General features: G+C 61.8%; 15 protein-coding genes. 6 read left to right on the top strand and 9 right to left on the bottom strand.

What is annotated here, in order from left to right; all coding sequences use genetic code 11:
* Positions 1-7 precede the first annotated feature (7 nt).
* Together ACIQUI_RS07965 and ACIQUI_RS07960 are read right to left on the bottom strand one after the other, a co-directional pair.
* Positions 8-640, bottom strand: a complete 633-nt coding sequence (locus tag ACIQUI_RS07965) for a LysE family translocator (protein ID WP_403196841.1) — start codon at positions 638-640, stop codon at positions 8-10.
* Between the two features lie 67 nt (positions 641-707).
* Positions 708-1,322: a LysE family translocator gene (locus ACIQUI_RS07960; protein WP_403196839.1), complete on the bottom strand. Its 615-nt coding sequence runs from the start codon at positions 1,320-1,322 to the stop codon at positions 708-710.
* Between the two features lie 111 nt (positions 1,323-1,433).
* Here ACIQUI_RS07960 and ACIQUI_RS07955 point away from each other — a divergent pair, with 111 nt between their 5' ends.
* Entirely contained in the window at positions 1,434-1,886 is a 453-nt protein-coding gene (locus ACIQUI_RS07955; RefSeq protein WP_403196837.1) for an Lrp/AsnC family transcriptional regulator, read from the top strand.
* 414 nt (positions 1,887-2,300) lie between these two features.
* Entirely contained in the window at positions 2,301-3,713 is a 1,413-nt protein-coding gene (locus tag ACIQUI_RS07950) for a purine-cytosine permease family protein (RefSeq protein ID WP_403196834.1), read from the top strand.
* 233 nt (positions 3,714-3,946) lie between these two features.
* On the opposite strand, the gene ACIQUI_RS07945 is transcribed toward ACIQUI_RS07950, so the two are convergent.
* The 4 genes from ACIQUI_RS07945 to glnT form a co-directional block, all read right to left on the bottom strand.
* Positions 3,947-5,272: an FMN-binding glutamate synthase family protein gene (locus ACIQUI_RS07945; protein ID WP_403196831.1), complete on the bottom strand. Its 1,326-nt coding sequence runs from the start codon at positions 5,270-5,272 to the stop codon at positions 3,947-3,949.
* Positions 5,273-5,287: 15 nt separating this feature from the next.
* The gene (locus ACIQUI_RS07940) at positions 5,288-5,962 is read right to left on the bottom strand and encodes a protein glxC (RefSeq protein ID WP_403196829.1); all 675 of its coding nucleotides are present in this window, start codon (positions 5,960-5,962) and stop codon (positions 5,288-5,290) included.
* A gap of 27 nt (positions 5,963-5,989) precedes the next feature.
* Positions 5,990-6,895, bottom strand: coding sequence for a glutamine amidotransferase family protein (locus tag ACIQUI_RS07935; protein WP_403196826.1), 906 nt, complete (start codon positions 6,893-6,895; stop codon positions 5,990-5,992).
* Positions 6,896-7,022: 127 nt separating this feature from the next.
* The gene (gene glnT / locus ACIQUI_RS07930) at positions 7,023-8,357 is read right to left on the bottom strand and encodes a type III glutamate--ammonia ligase (RefSeq protein ID WP_403196824.1); all 1,335 of its coding nucleotides are present in this window, start codon (positions 8,355-8,357) and stop codon (positions 7,023-7,025) included.
* Positions 8,358-8,703: 346 nt separating this feature from the next.
* Between glnT and ACIQUI_RS07925 the strand changes: the two genes are divergently transcribed.
* Positions 8,704-9,297 carry a helix-turn-helix domain-containing protein gene (locus tag ACIQUI_RS07925; protein WP_403196821.1) on the top strand — a complete coding sequence of 198 codons (594 nt, stop codon included), beginning with the start codon at positions 8,704-8,706 and terminating at the stop codon, positions 9,295-9,297.
* A gap of 293 nt (positions 9,298-9,590) precedes the next feature.
* Complete coding sequence (locus tag ACIQUI_RS07920) at positions 9,591-10,520, top strand: DMT family transporter (protein WP_403196819.1); 930 nt, start codon at positions 9,591-9,593, stop codon at positions 10,518-10,520.
* Between the two features lie 79 nt (positions 10,521-10,599).
* Here ACIQUI_RS07920 and ACIQUI_RS07915 read toward each other — a convergent pair whose 3' ends face one another.
* Both ACIQUI_RS07915 and ACIQUI_RS07910 read right to left on the bottom strand, forming a co-directional pair.
* Entirely contained in the window at positions 10,600-11,556 is a 957-nt protein-coding gene (locus tag ACIQUI_RS07915; RefSeq protein WP_403196817.1) for an RHS repeat-associated core domain-containing protein, read from the bottom strand.
* 92 nt (positions 11,557-11,648) lie between these two features.
* Positions 11,649-12,353: an NrtR DNA-binding winged helix domain-containing protein gene (locus tag ACIQUI_RS07910; protein WP_403196815.1), complete on the bottom strand. Its 705-nt coding sequence runs from the start codon at positions 12,351-12,353 to the stop codon at positions 11,649-11,651.
* Positions 12,354-12,491: 138 nt separating this feature from the next.
* Between ACIQUI_RS07910 and ACIQUI_RS07905 the strand changes: the two genes are divergently transcribed.
* Both ACIQUI_RS07905 and pncB read left to right on the top strand, forming a co-directional pair.
* Positions 12,492-13,142: an isochorismatase family protein gene (locus tag ACIQUI_RS07905; protein WP_403196812.1), complete on the top strand. Its 651-nt coding sequence runs from the start codon at positions 12,492-12,494 to the stop codon at positions 13,140-13,142.
* Complete coding sequence (pncB, locus tag ACIQUI_RS07900) at positions 13,139-14,338, top strand: nicotinate phosphoribosyltransferase (protein ID WP_403196810.1); 1,200 nt, start codon at positions 13,139-13,141, stop codon at positions 14,336-14,338. The genes ACIQUI_RS07905 and pncB overlap by 4 nt, the downstream gene beginning before the upstream one ends.
* Before the next feature lie 115 nt (positions 14,339-14,453).
* Here pncB and ACIQUI_RS07895 read toward each other — a convergent pair whose 3' ends face one another.
* Positions 14,454-15,341, bottom strand: coding sequence for a LysR family transcriptional regulator (locus ACIQUI_RS07895; protein ID WP_403196807.1), 888 nt, complete (start codon positions 15,339-15,341; stop codon positions 14,454-14,456).
* Positions 15,342-15,432: the final 91 nt, after the last annotated feature.

Here is a 15,432-nt window from a genome sequence, read left to right as displayed (position 1 = left end):
TGCCAGGTCACCGGCGCCCTTCAGCCAGCATACGTACAGCCAGCCCGGCGAGTACCGTGCCCATCAACCAGCGCTGAAGCTGTTGCCACAGCGGCCGACCGGCCAGGAACACGGCAATGGAACCGGCCATGATCGCGATCAATGCATTGACCGAGACGCTGATGGCGATCTGCGTCGAGCCCAGCACCAGTGACTGCACCAGTACACTGCCGTGGCCGGGCGCGATGAACTGCGGCATCAGCGACAGGTACATGACGGCAATCTTGGGGTTCAACAGGCTGGTGGCGAAGCCCATGGTGAACAGCCGGCGCGGGCTGTCTGCCGGCAGGTCCTTGACCTGGAATGGTGAGCGACCGCCCGGGCGCAGGGCCTGCCAGGCCAGGTACAGCAGGTACAGCGCGCCACCAATGCGCAGCGCGTCGTAGGCGAAGGGCACAGCCATCACCAGGGCGGTAATGCCCAGTGCGGCGCAGAACATGTAGATGACGAAGCCCAGCGCTACGCCGCCAAGGGAAATCAAGCCAGCCTTGCGCCCCTGGCAGATCGAGCGGGAAATCAGGTAGATCATGTTCGGCCCGGGGGTCAGGACCATGCCAAGGCAGATCAGGGCAAAGGTGAGCAGTTGCGTGGTTTCGGGCATGGGGCACGTCCTGATTGTGCGGTGGGGTGCTGGCGAGTTTATCTGAAGCCGTTTGCTACCGGTCAACTCAGTTGATTTGCCCCGCAATCAAACCCAGGGCCACCGCGATTATCGCCACCCCGGATACCCGCCCGACCAGCCTGGCGGCCCCCGGCCGGGTACTCAGCACGGCCTTTGCGCCATAGCCGACCAGCGAATAGATCACCAGCGAGCTGCACAGGTGTACCAGGCCCAGCAACAGGATCTGCAACGGCACCGGCCAGCTTGACTGCGGGTCGGTGAACTGCGGCAACAGGGCCAGGAACAGCAGGAACACTTTCGGGTTCAGCCCACTCACGCAAAACCCTTTCAACGCCCAGCGCGAGCCCGACTCCCCCACGCCGCCCTGCCCAGCCTCCGGCAGTGCCGGGCTGAGCAACAGGTTACCGCCCAGCCACAGCAAGTAACTGCAACCTGCCAGGGTCAACAAGGTGAGCGCCAGCGGGTGGCCGGCCAGCAGGCTGCCGACACCGGCCGCCACGACCAGGGTTGCCAGGAAATGCCCCGACAACATCCCTGCCACTGCCGGCATCACCCAGCGCCCTCGCATGCCCGCCGATATGGCGTAGGCCCAGTCTGCCCCTGGGGTTATCACGAACAGCATCGACACGGCCCAGAACGCCGTCAGCACACTGATAGCCACTTGAATCTTCCTTTTCCACTGCTTTGGGATATCGAAAGATTACGGATTCCGGCCGGGGATTTTCTTTCGTATATTCCCCTTCATCATTCAATTACTGGAAGATCCTTCTCAATGGACAGGACTGATCGAAAGATTCTTGCCGAGCTGCAAAAAGACGGTCGCCTGTCGGTGACCGAGTTGGCTGACCGTGTGGGGCTCAGCCTGTCGCCCTGCCATCGGCGCCTGAAGGCGCTGGAGGAGTCCGGAGCAATCCTGGGGTATCACGCACGCCTGGCGCCGAGCGCCCTGGGGCTCAACTTTGCCGCGCTGGTGTTCGTGACCCTGCGCGAGGTCACCCGCCAACCGGTGGCAGACTTTGAAGCGGCACTGGCCGAGATTCCCCAGATTGTCGAGGCGCAGCGCCTTTTTGGTGACCCGGACTACCTGCTGCATGTGGTGGCCAGGGACTTGCCGGCGTTTCAGAAGCTGTATGACGAGAAGCTGACCAGCATTCCCAATGTGAAGCGCTTGAGCTCGACATTGGTGATGAAAGAGGTGATTCAAGACCGGTTGCTTCCGATGTAGCGGTTTTCTCCTGTGCCGGCCCTTTCGCGGGTAAACCCGCTCCCACAGTGTCACCACAGATTCTGAAATCTGCGCCATACCTGTGGGAGCGGGTTTACCCGCGAAAGGGCCGGCGCAGTCGATGATTTCATCTGCCCTGTTAACGCGCACAATGCACCAGCACAGTCCAACAAAAACGCCGCGCCAAACCGCAAACCCCTCTACTTCAAGCCCTCCCGCCAGCTGGCACCCTCCTTGCTACCGTCACCCGCTTAAGCTTTTGTCAGCCTTAGGTTTTTTAAGGTTTATGGGTACATATTTACTAATTTCTCGTTATCCCCGCGCCCCGCATCATCGCTCCAACAAGAACGCGTCGCCCTTCGCCGGCACGCCCCCGGGCAATTCCCGATGCCCTACCTTGCCTTGGAGTCAGTCATGACCAGTGCAGCCAATTCGGCACCCCTCATAGAAAAACACACGATCGGCTACGTGCCCCCGCAAGACCGCCATGGAAAGGTAAGGGATCTGTTCACACTGTGGTTCGGCGGCAACATCGCGCCGCTGCCCATCGTTACCGGCGCGCTGGGCGTGCAGCTGTTCCACCTGAACCTGGTGTGGGGCATCGTCGCCATCCTGGTGGGCCACCTGGTCGGTGGTGTGCTGATGGCGCTGCACTCGGCCCAGGGCCCGCAAATGGGCATCCCGCAGATGATCCAGAGCCGCGCCCAGTTCGGCACCCTTGGCGCGTTGCTGGTGGTGGTGATCGCCGGCGTCATGTACATCGGCTTCTTCGCCTCCAACATCGTGCTCGCCGGCAAGTCGCTGCACGGCGTGGTCGACGCTGTGCCGGTGCCGGTGGGCATCGTCATCGGTGCGCTGGGCTCTGGCATCATCGGCATCATCGGCTACCGCTTCATCCACGTGCTCAACCGCATCGGCACCTGGGTGCTGGGCATCGGCATCGTGGTCGGTTTCGGCTACATCTTCACCCACGTGCAAAGCGACGACTTCCTGACCCGCGGCGGCTTCAACCTGGCCGGCTGGCTGGCCACGGTATCGCTGGCAGCGCTGTGGCAGATCGCCTTTGCGCCCTATGTGTCGGACTACTCGCGCTACCTGCCGGCAGATGTCAAAGTCAGCTCGACCTTCTGGACCACCTACCTGGGCTCGGCCCTGGGTTCGAGCCTGTCGTTCATCTTCGGCGCCGTGGCGGTGCTGGCAATTCCGGCCGGCATGGACACCATGGACGCCGTCAAGCTGGCCACCGGCACCCTCGGCCCGGTCATGCTGGTGCTGTTCCTGCTCAGCGTGATCAGCCACAACGCCCTCAACCTGTATGGCGCGGTACTGTCGATCATCACCCTGGTACAGACCTTCGCCTACCGCTGGATCCCCACCGCCAAGAGCCGTGCGGTGCTGTCGCTGATCGTGCTGTCGGCCTGCTGCGTGGTGGCGGTGTTCGCTTCGGCAGACTTCATCGGCCACTTCGTCGACATGGTGCTGGTGCTGCTGGTGGTGCTGGTGCCATGGACGGCGATCAACCTGATCGACTTCTACGCCATTCACAAAGGCGACTATGACATCCAGTCGATCTTCCAGGTCGATGGCGGTATCTATGGGCGCTACAACCCGCAGGCGCTGATCGCTTATGCGGTGGGTATCGTGGTGCAGATCCCGTTCATGAACACGCCGCTGTATGTCGGGCCGATTTCCGAGCACATCAAAGGTGCTGACCTGTCGTGGCTGGTGGGGTTGGCGGTGACTTCGCCGCTGTACTGGTGGCTGGCTTCGCGTGACAGTGCTTACCGTCGTCGGCAGATGAGTGCCAAGTTGGCCATGGGGCATTGATTCAGCCTGTACCGGCCTCTTCGCGGGCAAGCCCGCTCCCACAGGAAAAGCACAGGTCCCAAGCCTTGTGACATCCCTGTGGGAGCGGGCTTGCCCGCGAAGAGGCCGGCACAGGCAACAGATCAATCAGAGGTTGTACGCCCGCTCATTGTGCTCCGTCAGGTCCAGGCCCTGCTCTTCCTCTTCCTCTTCCTCTTCCCGAAAGGGCCGCAAAGCGGCCCCCAATGGTCAACTCAATACTGGGCCTGCCCCGGTACCCAGGTGGTCCCGGCCAGCGGTACCCGCGCCATCGCCGCCGCTTCCACGGTCAACGCCACCAGGTCTTCCGGGTCAAGGTTATGCAAGTGCGACTTGCCGCACGCCCGCGCCATGGTCTGCGCCTCCAGCACCAGCACGCGCAGGTAATTGGCCAACCGGCGGCCAGCCTCTTCCGGGTTCAGGCGCTTGGCCAGTTCCGGGTCCTGGGTAGTAATGCCGGCCGGGTCGCGGCCGTTCTGCCAGTCGTCATAGAAACCGGCCGCCGAGCCGATCTTTTTCAACTCGCTGTCCAGTCGCGGGTGGTTGTCACCCAGGGCGATCAGCGCCGCCGTACCAATGGCCACCGCATCCGCCCCCAGGGCCATGGCCTTGGCCACGTCGGCGCCGTTGCGGATACCGCCCGACACAATCAGCTGCACCTTGCGGTGCATGCCCATTTCCTGCAGCGCCTGCACCGCCTGCGGAATGGCCGGCAAAATCGGGATACCGACGTGCTCGATGAATACTTCCTGGGTTGCCGCAGTACCACCCTGCATACCGTCGAGCACGATCACATCGGCACCGGCCTTCACCGCCAGCTTGACGTCGTAGTACGGGCGGCTGGCGCCGATCTTCACGTAGATGGGTTTTTCCCAGTCGGTGATCTCGCGAATCTCGGCAATCTTGATCGCCAGGTCGTCCGGGCCGGTCCAGTCCGGATGGCGGCAGGCACTGCGCTGGTCGACACCGATGGGCAAAGTGCGCATGCCGGCTACCCGCTCGGTCACTTTCATGCCCAGCAGCATGCCGCCGCCACCTGGTTTGGCGCCCTGGCCAAGGACGATCTCGATGGCATCGGCCTTGCGCAGGTCATCGGGGTTCATGCCGTAACGCGATGGCAGGTACTGGTACACCAGATGCTGCGACTGACCACGCTCTTCCGCGGTCATGCCGCCGTCGCCCGTGGTGGTACTGGTGCCGGCGATGGTCGCGCCACGGCCCAGCGCCTCCTTGGCGTTGGCCGACAGTGCACCGAAGCTCATGCCGGCGATGGTCACCGGAATTTTCAGGTGGATCGGCTTTTTCGCAAAGCGGTTGCCCAGCACCACGTCGGTGCCGCACTTTTCGCGGTAGCCCTCCAGCGGATAACGCGACACGCTGGCACCCAGCAGCAACAGGTCGTCGAAGTGCGGCACGCGGCGCTTGGTGCCGCCACCGCGAATGTCGTAGATGCCGGTTTCAGCGGCACGCTGGATTTCCTGGATGGTCAGGCGATCGAAAGTAGCCGATTCACGCAGTACCGGGGGGAATTGTTCGCTCATGGGAATGCTCCTGGATCAGTACGCGCTGGCGTTGTCGACTTTGAAGTTGTACAGCTGGCGGGCCGAGCCGTAGCGTTTGAAATCGGCGGCTTTGTGGTCCAGGCCGGCCTGGGCCAGCAGCGCCTGCAACTCTTGCAGGTGCTCGGCACGCATCTCTTTTTCGATGCAGTCCGAGCCCAGCGACTGCACCGAGCCCTTCACGTAGATACGCACCTCGTACAGCGAATCGCCCAGCGCGTCGCCGGCATCACCACACACCACCAGGCGCCCGGCCTGGCCCATGAAGCAGCTCATGTGGCCGATGCTGCCGCCCACCACAATGTCCACGCCCTTCATGGAAATGCCGCAACGCGCACCGGCGTCCCCTTCGATCACCAGCAGCCCGCCATGGGCCGTGGCACCCGCGGCCTGGGAGGCGCTGCCCTTGACCCGCACCGAGCCAGACATCATGTTCTCGGCCACCCCCACCCCGACATTGCCGTGCACGGTCACGCTGGCCTGCTGGTTCATGCCGGCGCAGTAGTAGCCGGCGTGGCCTTCGATATCCACCGCCACGGCGGCGGTGATGCCCACCGCCAGGTTGTGCTTGCCATCGGGGTGGGTCACCCGCCATTCATGGTCCTGCACCTCGCCGTGCAGGGCCTGGTTGAGCACGCGCACCGAAGTGCTGGAAAGGTCGATCGTCTTCATAAGGTTCTCCGGATGTTCGGTGACAGGTCAGGCGCTTTCGCGTTCCCAGACGTACAGGGTGGCGGGTGCCGGTTCCCAGACCTTGGCGTGCTCGATGCCGGGCAGGCTGGCCAGGGCCTGGTACTCCGAAGCCATGGCTACGTAGTCTTCGGTCTCGGCCAGCACCGCCGGTTTGCAGGCAATCGGGTCGCGAATCACGGCAAAACCGTTGCGGGTACCGATGGCAAAGGTGAAGAAGCCGTCCAGGTCCTGCAGCGCACCGTCCAGGGCCTGGGCCAGGCTGTCGCCTTGCTGCAGGCGCCAGGTCAGGTAGCCGGCGGCCACCTCAGTGTCATTGTCGGTCTCAAAGCTGATGCCTTCGCGCTTGAGCACCTGGCGCAGGCGGAAGTGGTTGGACAGCGAGCCGTTGTGCACCAGGCACAGGTCGGCGCCGGTGGAAAACGGGTGGCTGCCTTCCATGGTCACGGCGCTTTCGGTGGCCATGCGGGTGTGGCCAATGATGTGGCTGCCCTTCATGCCGGCCAGGCCGAAGCGGCTGGAAATGTCCGCCGGCAGGCCCATGCCCTTGAGAATTTCGATGCTCTGCCCGGCGCTCATGATGCGCACGTCCGGTGCCAGTTCGCCAAGGGCCTGGCGTGCGGCCGCCTCACTGGCATGCACCTTGAGCACCGCTGCGCTGGCGTTCTGGAACCAGTCCAGCGAGCACCCCAGGCGCCCTTCCAGCTGGCCCATCAGGGTGGTCCAGGGGTAGTTGATATCCGTGGCTTGCAGGGTCAGCTTGACCCAGCCATCGGCCACTTCGTCGCCATAGATGGCAAAGCCGGCGCTGTCCGGGCCACGGTCGGTCATGGCCTGGAGCATGGGTTCGAAGAGCTTGCCAAGCTGGGCTTGCAGCTCGGGCTTTTTCAGGTACAGACCTACGATTCCACACATAAAAGGGCCTCACTACGTTCGGCAGCAAGCTGTAAGCGGCAAGCTGCAAGTTGTCCGTGTTGAACGGGATCTTTGTGTTCGCCGCGCACTGCCTTTCTCTTGCAACTTGCGGCTTGAAGCTTGCAGCTCAGAAAAATTCGGTGTAACGCTGGATTTCCCAGTCGGAGACATGGCGGCAGTACTCGACCCACTCCATGCGCTTGAGCTTGATGAACTCCTCGACGATCTCGGCGCCCAGTACCTCGCGGAACAGCGGGTCGGCTTCGAGCGCGTCGGCGGCTTCCTTCAGCGATTGCGGCAGGGTCTTGATGCCGCGTGCGGCAATTTCTTCAAGGCTCAGGTTGTAGAGGTTTTCATTGCACATCTCGCCCGGTTCCAGCTGGCGGTCGATGCCATCGAGGCCGGCGGCAATGATCGCGGCAGTGACCAGGTAAGGGTTGCAGCCAGCGTCCGGCAGGCGGAACTCCAGGCGACCATAAGGAATGCGCACCATCGCCGAACGGTTGTTGGCCCCCCAGGCGACGAACGCCGGGGCCCACGTCGAACCCGACAATGAACGGCCCACCACCAGGCGCTTGTAGGAGTTGACCGTGGGTGCCGCAAAAGCACACAACGCCGGGCCGTGGGCCATCAGCCCTGCGGCAAAGTGATAGGCCAGTTTCGACAGGCCCATGCCGCTGCTGTCGGACGGGTCGTGGAACAGGTTCTTGTTGGTGCTGCTGGCCAGTGACAGGTGAAAGTGCATGCCATTGCCAGCGCGCTTGGGGTCGGGCTTGGGCATGAACGAGCAGATCATGCCCAGGTCGTTGGCGATTTCGCCCGCGGCCATGCGGAAGAAGGTGAAGCGGTCGGCCGACTCCATGGCGTCGCTGTAGGTGTAGTTGATCTCGAACTGGCCGTTGGCGTCCTCGTGGTCGATCTGGTAGATGTCGAAACCTACCGGTTGCAGCGCCTCGGTCAGGCGCTCAAGGAACATCCGCGAGCGCGACAGGCCCTTGTAGTCGTAGCACGGCTTGTCGAGGTTGTCGGAGGCATCCACCAGTTGCAGCTTGCCGCCTTCGTCGCGGCGGAACAGGCTGAACTCCGGCTCAAGGCCCGTGTTCAAGGTCCAGCCCTTGTCAGCCAGGCGCTGCACCTGTTGCTGCAACACATGGCGGGTGTCGTAGGGCCAAGGCTGGCCGTTCACATGGCCCACGCAAACCACCCGGCCATAGCCTGGCTGCCACGGCACCGGAATCAGGGTAGAGAGGTCGCCGCGGGCCATGAAGTCAGGGCCGTGCGGTTCCATGCCCATGCCGCAGATGGCGAACCCGGCAAAGCCGGCGCCCTCCTCGGCCACCATCTTCAGGCCCGAGACCGGCACCGATTTCGTTTTCGCCGAGCCATGGATATCGACGAACTGCGCCAGCACGTACTTGATGCCGTGCTGGTCGAGGGTGCGCTGGGTTTCTGCTGGCAACATGGGTTGAACACTCCTGGGCAAGGGGCAATGATTCCGCTTGAGAAACTTACTTTCTTCACAGGAATGCAATGCGCTTGCCAACTTTGTTCAGGGTGCTGCCTTGCGTTGCCTGTGCCGGCCTCTTCGCGGGCACGCCCGCTCCCACAGTGTTCGCCGCAAAGCCTTGTGGGAGCGGGCATGCCCGCGAAGAGGCCGGCACAGCCAGCACAAAAGCCACGCAGGTTTTTATGCGCTATTTATGGGAAACTTGTTTTCACCCGAGGAAAGAAGCGGTCAACGCAGCTGCATTTCGCACTTTCCCAGTGCGCAATATTTATTCTTGAACTGAAACTGTGCAGGACATTCGATGTCGACCGAAACCGAACCGCGCCTTCGCCTGGAGCAGTACCTGGGCCTGCAGATCAAGCGCCAGCGCCAGGCCCAGTCCCTCAAGCTCGCCGATGTGGCACGCATCGCCGGCATCAGCCAGGGCATGCTGAGCAAGATCGAGAACGCCCAGGTGTCCACCAGCCTCGATACCCTCAGCCGCCTGTGCGACGTACTGGGCATGCCAATGGCCAAGCTGTTCAGCCAATATGACCAGCCCGACGGCAATGCCTTGCTGGTGAAAGCCGGCGAAGGGCTGGAAGTGGTGCGCCGCGGCACCGAGAAGGGCCACACCTACCACTTGCTCAATCACGCCAGGGGGCCGAAAAAGAATTTCGAGGCGTACATGGTGAGCATGGACGACGCCAGTGAGGAGTTCCCGACCTTCGCCCACCCCGGCACCGAGTTCCTCCACTTGCTGGAAGGTGAACTGGTGTACCGCCATGGCAACCGGCTCTATCACATGCAGGCCGGCGACAGCCTGACCTTCGACGGCGAGACGCCGCACGGCCCTGAGCAACTGGTACAGGTACCCATCCGCCTGTTGTCGATCATGAACTACGGCGACGAATGACGCGGCGCTGCAAGGCAACAGCCGATGTCGCAATCAGACAAGCACACGTCGCCCGCGATCGCCTGACAAGCCTGTATACAAAGATAATACACACATCGACCAGCCCCGCGCCGTGGGCTGGTGGACGTGGTATCCGCGAGTAAAACAGCCTCGCTTCACAATTCCAACGCTGTGGCGCCTTTTTGCACCGGGCAGTTCGTCCGGGCTCATAACGATAAAACTCCCAGTATTAAAGACCCGCGTTGCGCAGCCGGGAGTGTATGCGCGCGCCACATTGTGAAGACTTGACTGCCATGATCGCGACTTCAGTCCCCGTAGCCGGTGCTGCCACCGGCCACCGTAACGCCCTGTGCGTTGCTCATATTGCGGCTGTGCTGTTCGGCCTGACCGGTATCCTCGGGCACCTGATCGAGGCCGACGCCAGCATCATCACCTTCGGCCGCGCCACCTTCGCCTTCATTGCCCTGGGCTTTGTCGCCGGGCTCAAGGGTACACGCCTGCTCGACGCGCTTACCTTGCGCAACCTGCCGGTGCTGGGCCTGACCGGCGCTTTGCTGGCGACCCACTGGGTCACCTTCTTCATTGCGGTGAAAGTGGGCGGCGTGGCCGTGGCCACCTTGGGCTTTGCCAGCTTCCCGGCGTTCATCGCCATGATCGAACGCGGCGTGTTCGGCCAGCGAATCGGTGCCGTGCAAGCGTTGCTGTTGCTGATGGTCACGGCCGGCCTGGTGTTGGTAGTACCCACTTTTGACCTGCTCGACAAAGGCACCATCGGCCTGCTGTGGGGCCTGGGCTCGGGCCTGGCGTTCGCCCTGCTGACCGTGGCCAACCGTCGCAACGGTTCGAGCATGAACGCCATGCAGGTAGCGTTCTGGCAGAACGTGGTAGTGGCCGCGCTGGTGGCGCCATTTGCCTTCACCCACCTGGGCAGCACCAGCCTGGCAGGCAGTGACTGGGTCAACCTGGCGTTGCTGGGGGTGTTCTGCACCGGGCTGTCGCAGTTCCTGTTCGTCAAGAGCCTGGAAGGCCTGGAGGCCCGCACCGCCGGCATGATCATCGCGCTGGAGCCGGTGTACGCAATCATCGGTGCGTGGTGGTTGTTTGGTGACCAGCCAAGCCTGCGCATGGCGGCGGGGGCTGCCTTGATTGTGCTGGCGACCATTCTGGCTGCGGCGCGCAAGGCACCGGCGGCGCAAGGGGATACCAGCCGCTGCGCACATTGATGACTAGCCTGGCCCTATGCTGTTGAACAGGGCCAGGCATATCAATTTTTCCCAGCACGCACCCTTGGAGACAAATGGATTAGCTGCTTGCTTTCCTGATAGCAGAGGCTTGTGTAGTCGCATAAGCATAGGATGGCGGATGCTCACCATAGGCTGGCGGAAGGAGGTCTTCATAGGATGGCAGAGGATGATTGTCCGAACGATTAGTGCGCCGAAAAGTGAAGTGAGGGGTATTGTCAGAAGAGGATAGGTATTCATATCCCTTGACACCGGTGGGAAGCCGCCCTCTGTCCACTGCGAAGATATGCCCGTCTTTCTGCACCGCTGCGACGTCAACAAAGTTTTCAACAAAACTATTATCTGGACGCCCTAAGTGCAATTTTCCTTCAAGCTTCGTCAGTTTTGTAACTGCCAAACCATTTCCAATGGGTACGGCCAGTAAAGCTGTAACACCGTCCGGCTCTTGAGCCAAATGTCGGATGAAAGGCTTAAGACTCATTGGCGCTTTATTCTCCCGCAGCAGAGCAGTAGCACCGGTTTTCTTCATCGCACCAAAGGCTTTAGCCATCCCAGAAAAACTAACTCTGAGCTGGCCTGAAGGGTCTGAGTAATTGACCGGATCTCCTGCACAATAGGCGTATGCATTTAGCCCGCCTCTGTCAAACGGGCTCAATACGTCAGGCGCAGCCAATCGACAGAGTAAAGGGCTGAACAGTCGATGTCCTTTCCCCAACGGATAACAGCCTGTCCGCTCATCACGCCATTCGCCAGTGAAACCGATCATTGCCAGTTTCGTTTGGGCAGGCGAAAAACCATAAGCTGAATAAGCCTGGCAAGCGCTCTGGCCATGAGCGTGGGCTGCCAGCACCGTATTGGCCCCGTCGCTTTGCAATAAACTGGCCAATGCCTGTAGCTGAGCTAGCGCCGTGCCACCAGCCCGCATCAACCGCGTAGTTTCCGGGCCAACTTGGCAAACCAGTCTGTTATCGGCGTAGAACAGGCGCACACCGGGGTCCTTCTTATCAATCGTGCTCATTTCAAGGCCACACCTGGCAGAGGGTTCTTTACAGTACACGGTACATGGCACGGTCCACACTGGCAGTTCTACCAGGTCAATTGGCCGTCGAGCTATCCGCCTTCAGGTAACACACTGCGATCAAACATGAATGCCCGCGCCCCTTGCGGCGTGTACTGGTACAACTGTTGTGGCCTGCCAAGCTTGGGCTGGTGCTTCTCCCCGGTATCCCTTACCCACCCCAGTTCGCGCAAACGCTCCAGACGTTTGCGTAGAGACGTGCCGTTCACCGCCTGCCCCAGGCACGCCTGCACCGCACCGAGGGCATCCAGCACAGTGAACTTCTGCGGCACCAGAGAAAGCGGCAGGCTGCTATACACCGTCTTTGCCGCCAGTCGCTCACGGGCGCGCTCCACCAACAGGTTGTGGTCGAACGGCAACAGCACTTTGCGCCCCACCACGCTGTCCAGGTCGAAAAACGCCAGTTGCTCGCCCTCCACAGCCTGCGCCGGGTCAAGCAACGCCAGGTAAAAGGTGCTCAACGACCAACCTCGTGGGTCGCGGAATGCATTGCCTTCAGTACCCACCTGCTCCATGTAGCACGGCACAACCCGGGCCTTCTCGCGCAGGGCCCGGCTGGCGGCGTCTTCCAGGCTGGTGTCCGGGGTTCGGCCATTTACGATAACCCCGGGCAAGGCCCATTGGCCGGCATGCGGCTCGCGCTCACGACGGTGCAACAACACTTGCAGATGCTGGGCATCAGGGGCCATGCGCAGGGCGACGATATCGACACTGGCCAGGACTTCGACTGTACTCACCATGCAGCTCCTTGTTCAGTAACACAATAATCCACCAGAGCATCTAAATAAGGCAATCCTTAACCTTTTGAATGCTGTCACTTGACACACTTAGTACACCAGGTGAATTATATAGGCATTCCAGCAAGGAGAACCGCCATGAAGATCGCCAGTTTCGATGTCGACGCGCAAAACGGCTTCACGGCCAACGCCCCGCATGAACTGCCCGTCCCCGAAGGCGACGAAATCGCGGCTGATCTGAATGCCATGGCGCTACGCGCCGACCTGCGCCTGGGCAGCAAGGATGCCCACCCGGCCAACGCCGCCTGGGTGGTCAGCGACCCTGCGCACATGCTGCAACCCCTGCAACTGGATAACGCAGACCTGACCTGGGTCAGCCACTGCGTGCCAGGCACGCCGGGTTTCGAGTTATTGGCCGGCCTGCCCGCCCCCATCGACTACGACTATTTCGTTTGGAAAGGTGTGGAACCCGACCTGCACCCTTACGGCGCCTGTTACCACGACCTGGCCGAGCGCCGTTCCACCGGGGTGATCGAGTACCTCACGGTGCAACAGGTTGACACGGTTATCGTCGGCGGGCTGGCCCTGGATTACTGCGTCAAGACCACCGCCCGCCAGCTGCGCCAGGCCGGCTTCAAGGTACTGCTCTACCTGCCAGCCTGCCGCGCCCTCACCCAGGCAGGTGCCATCGAGGCCTGCGGCGCCTTGGCTGCCGAAGGCGTGATCCTGTGCGGCGACGAGGCCGCGCTGGACTATCAGCTTGCCCAGATCAAGGAAGACCGCCCATGAGCGACAGTGTTTTCGGCCCGCGCATCATCCAGAACCTGCTGGACACCGACTTCTACAAGATCACCATGATGCAGGCGGTGCTGCACAACTACCCCAATGCCGAAGTGGAGTGGGAGTTCCGCTGCCGCAATGGTGAAGACCTTTCCCCCTACCTGGCCGAGATCCGCTACCAGGTAGAGCAACTGGCGGAGGTGACGGTTACCCACGACCAGCTGGCCTATCTGGAGAAAATCCCTTTCCTCAAGCCCGACTTCATCCGTTTTCTCAGCCTGTTCCGCTTCAACCTGCGCTATGTCCAGGTCGGCCTTGACGGTGCTGGGCAACTGGCGATCCGTGTGCGCGGGCCGTGGTTGCATGTCATCCTTTATGAAATCCCGTTGCTGGCAATCATCAGCGAGGTACGCAATCGGTATCGCTATCGCGACGTGGTCATCGAGCAAGTGGGCGAACGCCTGTACCAGAAACTGGACTGGCTCAAGGCCGCGGCCAGTGCTGACGAGCTGGCCGGCTTCCAGCTGGCGGATTTTGGCACCCGCCGACGCTTCTCTTACCGGGTGCAGGAAGAAGTGGTGCACATCCTCAAGCACGACTTCCCGGGGCGCTTCGTGGGCACCAGCAATGTGCACCTGGCCCGCGAGTTCGAACTCAAGCCGCTGGGCACCATGGCCCACGAATGGTTCATGGCCCACCAGCAGCTTGGCCCGCGCCTGGTCGACAGCCAGGCCGCTGCGCTGGAATGCTGGGTGCGCGAGTACCGCGGGCTGCTGGGCATCGCCTTGACCGACTGCATCACCATGGACGCATTCCTGGGTGACTTCGACCTGTACTTTGCCAAACTGTTCGATGGGCTACGGCACGACTCGGGTGACCCGCTGGTTTGGGCGGAAAAGGCCATTGCCCACTATGAGCGGCTGGGGATCGACCCCAGGAGCAAGACACTGATCTTTTCCGACGGGCTGGATTTCACTAAAGCGCTGGGCCTGTACCGGGCGTTGCATGAACGGATCAATGTGAGTTTTGGCATTGGTACCCGGCTGACTTGCGATATTGCGGGGGTGGAGCCGATGAACATCGTGATCAAGATGACCGGTTGCAACGGGGCGCCCGTGGCCAAGATTTCTGACAGCCCGGGCAAGACGCAGTGCCGGGATGAGAATTTTGTGGCCTATATGAAGCATGTATTCCAGTTGAGTTGATGGCGTCTGTGCGGGCCTGTTCGCGGGCACGCCCGCTCCCACAGGGATGGCGTACCCACCTGAAAGCAGCGCTGTACCTGTGGGAGCGGGCGTGCCCGCGAAGAGGCCGGTACAATCAACCCACCTCTTGCATACCAACGCACAACTCAAGAAACCGCGAGGCGGCCCGCGACGGCGTAGCCGCATGCGGCACCAGAATGGAAAACCGCCGCACCAGTGGCTGCGGCGCCACCTGCAACCGGTGCAGTGCCCCGTCTTCATGGCGGATGGACATTGCCGACACAAAGCCAACCCCCATCCCCGCCCGCACGGCTTCCTTCACCCCCTCCACCCCGGCAATCTCCAACGCCACGCGCATCGCCACGCCATCCCGGGCAAACGCCCGCTCGACAATCTGCCGCACGCCCGAACCGCTCTCGCGCAGGACCAGCGGGTAGGCGCCCAGCGACGCTAGCGCATGCTGATCATTGTCCGCCAGCGGATGCCCACGCGGCACAATCGCCACGATCTCGTCCTCACGCCACGCCGTCACTTCGGTCCCCAAAGGCAGCTCCTGCCCGGGCGGGCCCTCGATCAGGGCGATATCGACACTGTCCAGTGCAGCGACGATCTCCGCCGTGTTGCCATGCGAAGTGGTCACCAGCACATCCGGATAACGCCCATGAAAATCGGCAATCAGGTAAGGCAGCAGGTAACTGGCCGGCGTGGTACTGGCACCGATGCGCAAGGTGCCGCGCTCCAGGCCGTGCATGGCCTCGCGCAGCGCCTGCGCCTGACGGAAGGTTTCGCGCAGGCGCTCGGCATGTGCCAGCAACTGCTCGCCAGCCGCCGTCAGCCGCACGCCACGGCCGGCACGTTGGTAAAGGGGTTCGCCAAACGTCTCCTGCAGCAGCTTGAGCTGGCCGGACACTGCCGGTTGCGACAGGTGCAGGGCCTGGGCCGCATGGCTGATGTTGCCATGCTCGGCAACGGTGGCAAACGTTATCAGCTGTTCTGGGGTCATTTTTTAAAAATATCAGCTATTCGGATATTTGCCATTCTAAATTACGATTTTTTATAAGCTTATAACCAGATTAACGTAAGCCTTGTCGAAA

This window comes from Pseudomonas sp. NPDC090592 (assembly GCF_044769185.1).
Classification (GTDB): domain Bacteria; phylum Pseudomonadota; class Gammaproteobacteria; order Pseudomonadales; family Pseudomonadaceae; genus Aquipseudomonas.
This window is presented reverse-complemented; position numbering and strand designations above follow the sequence as displayed.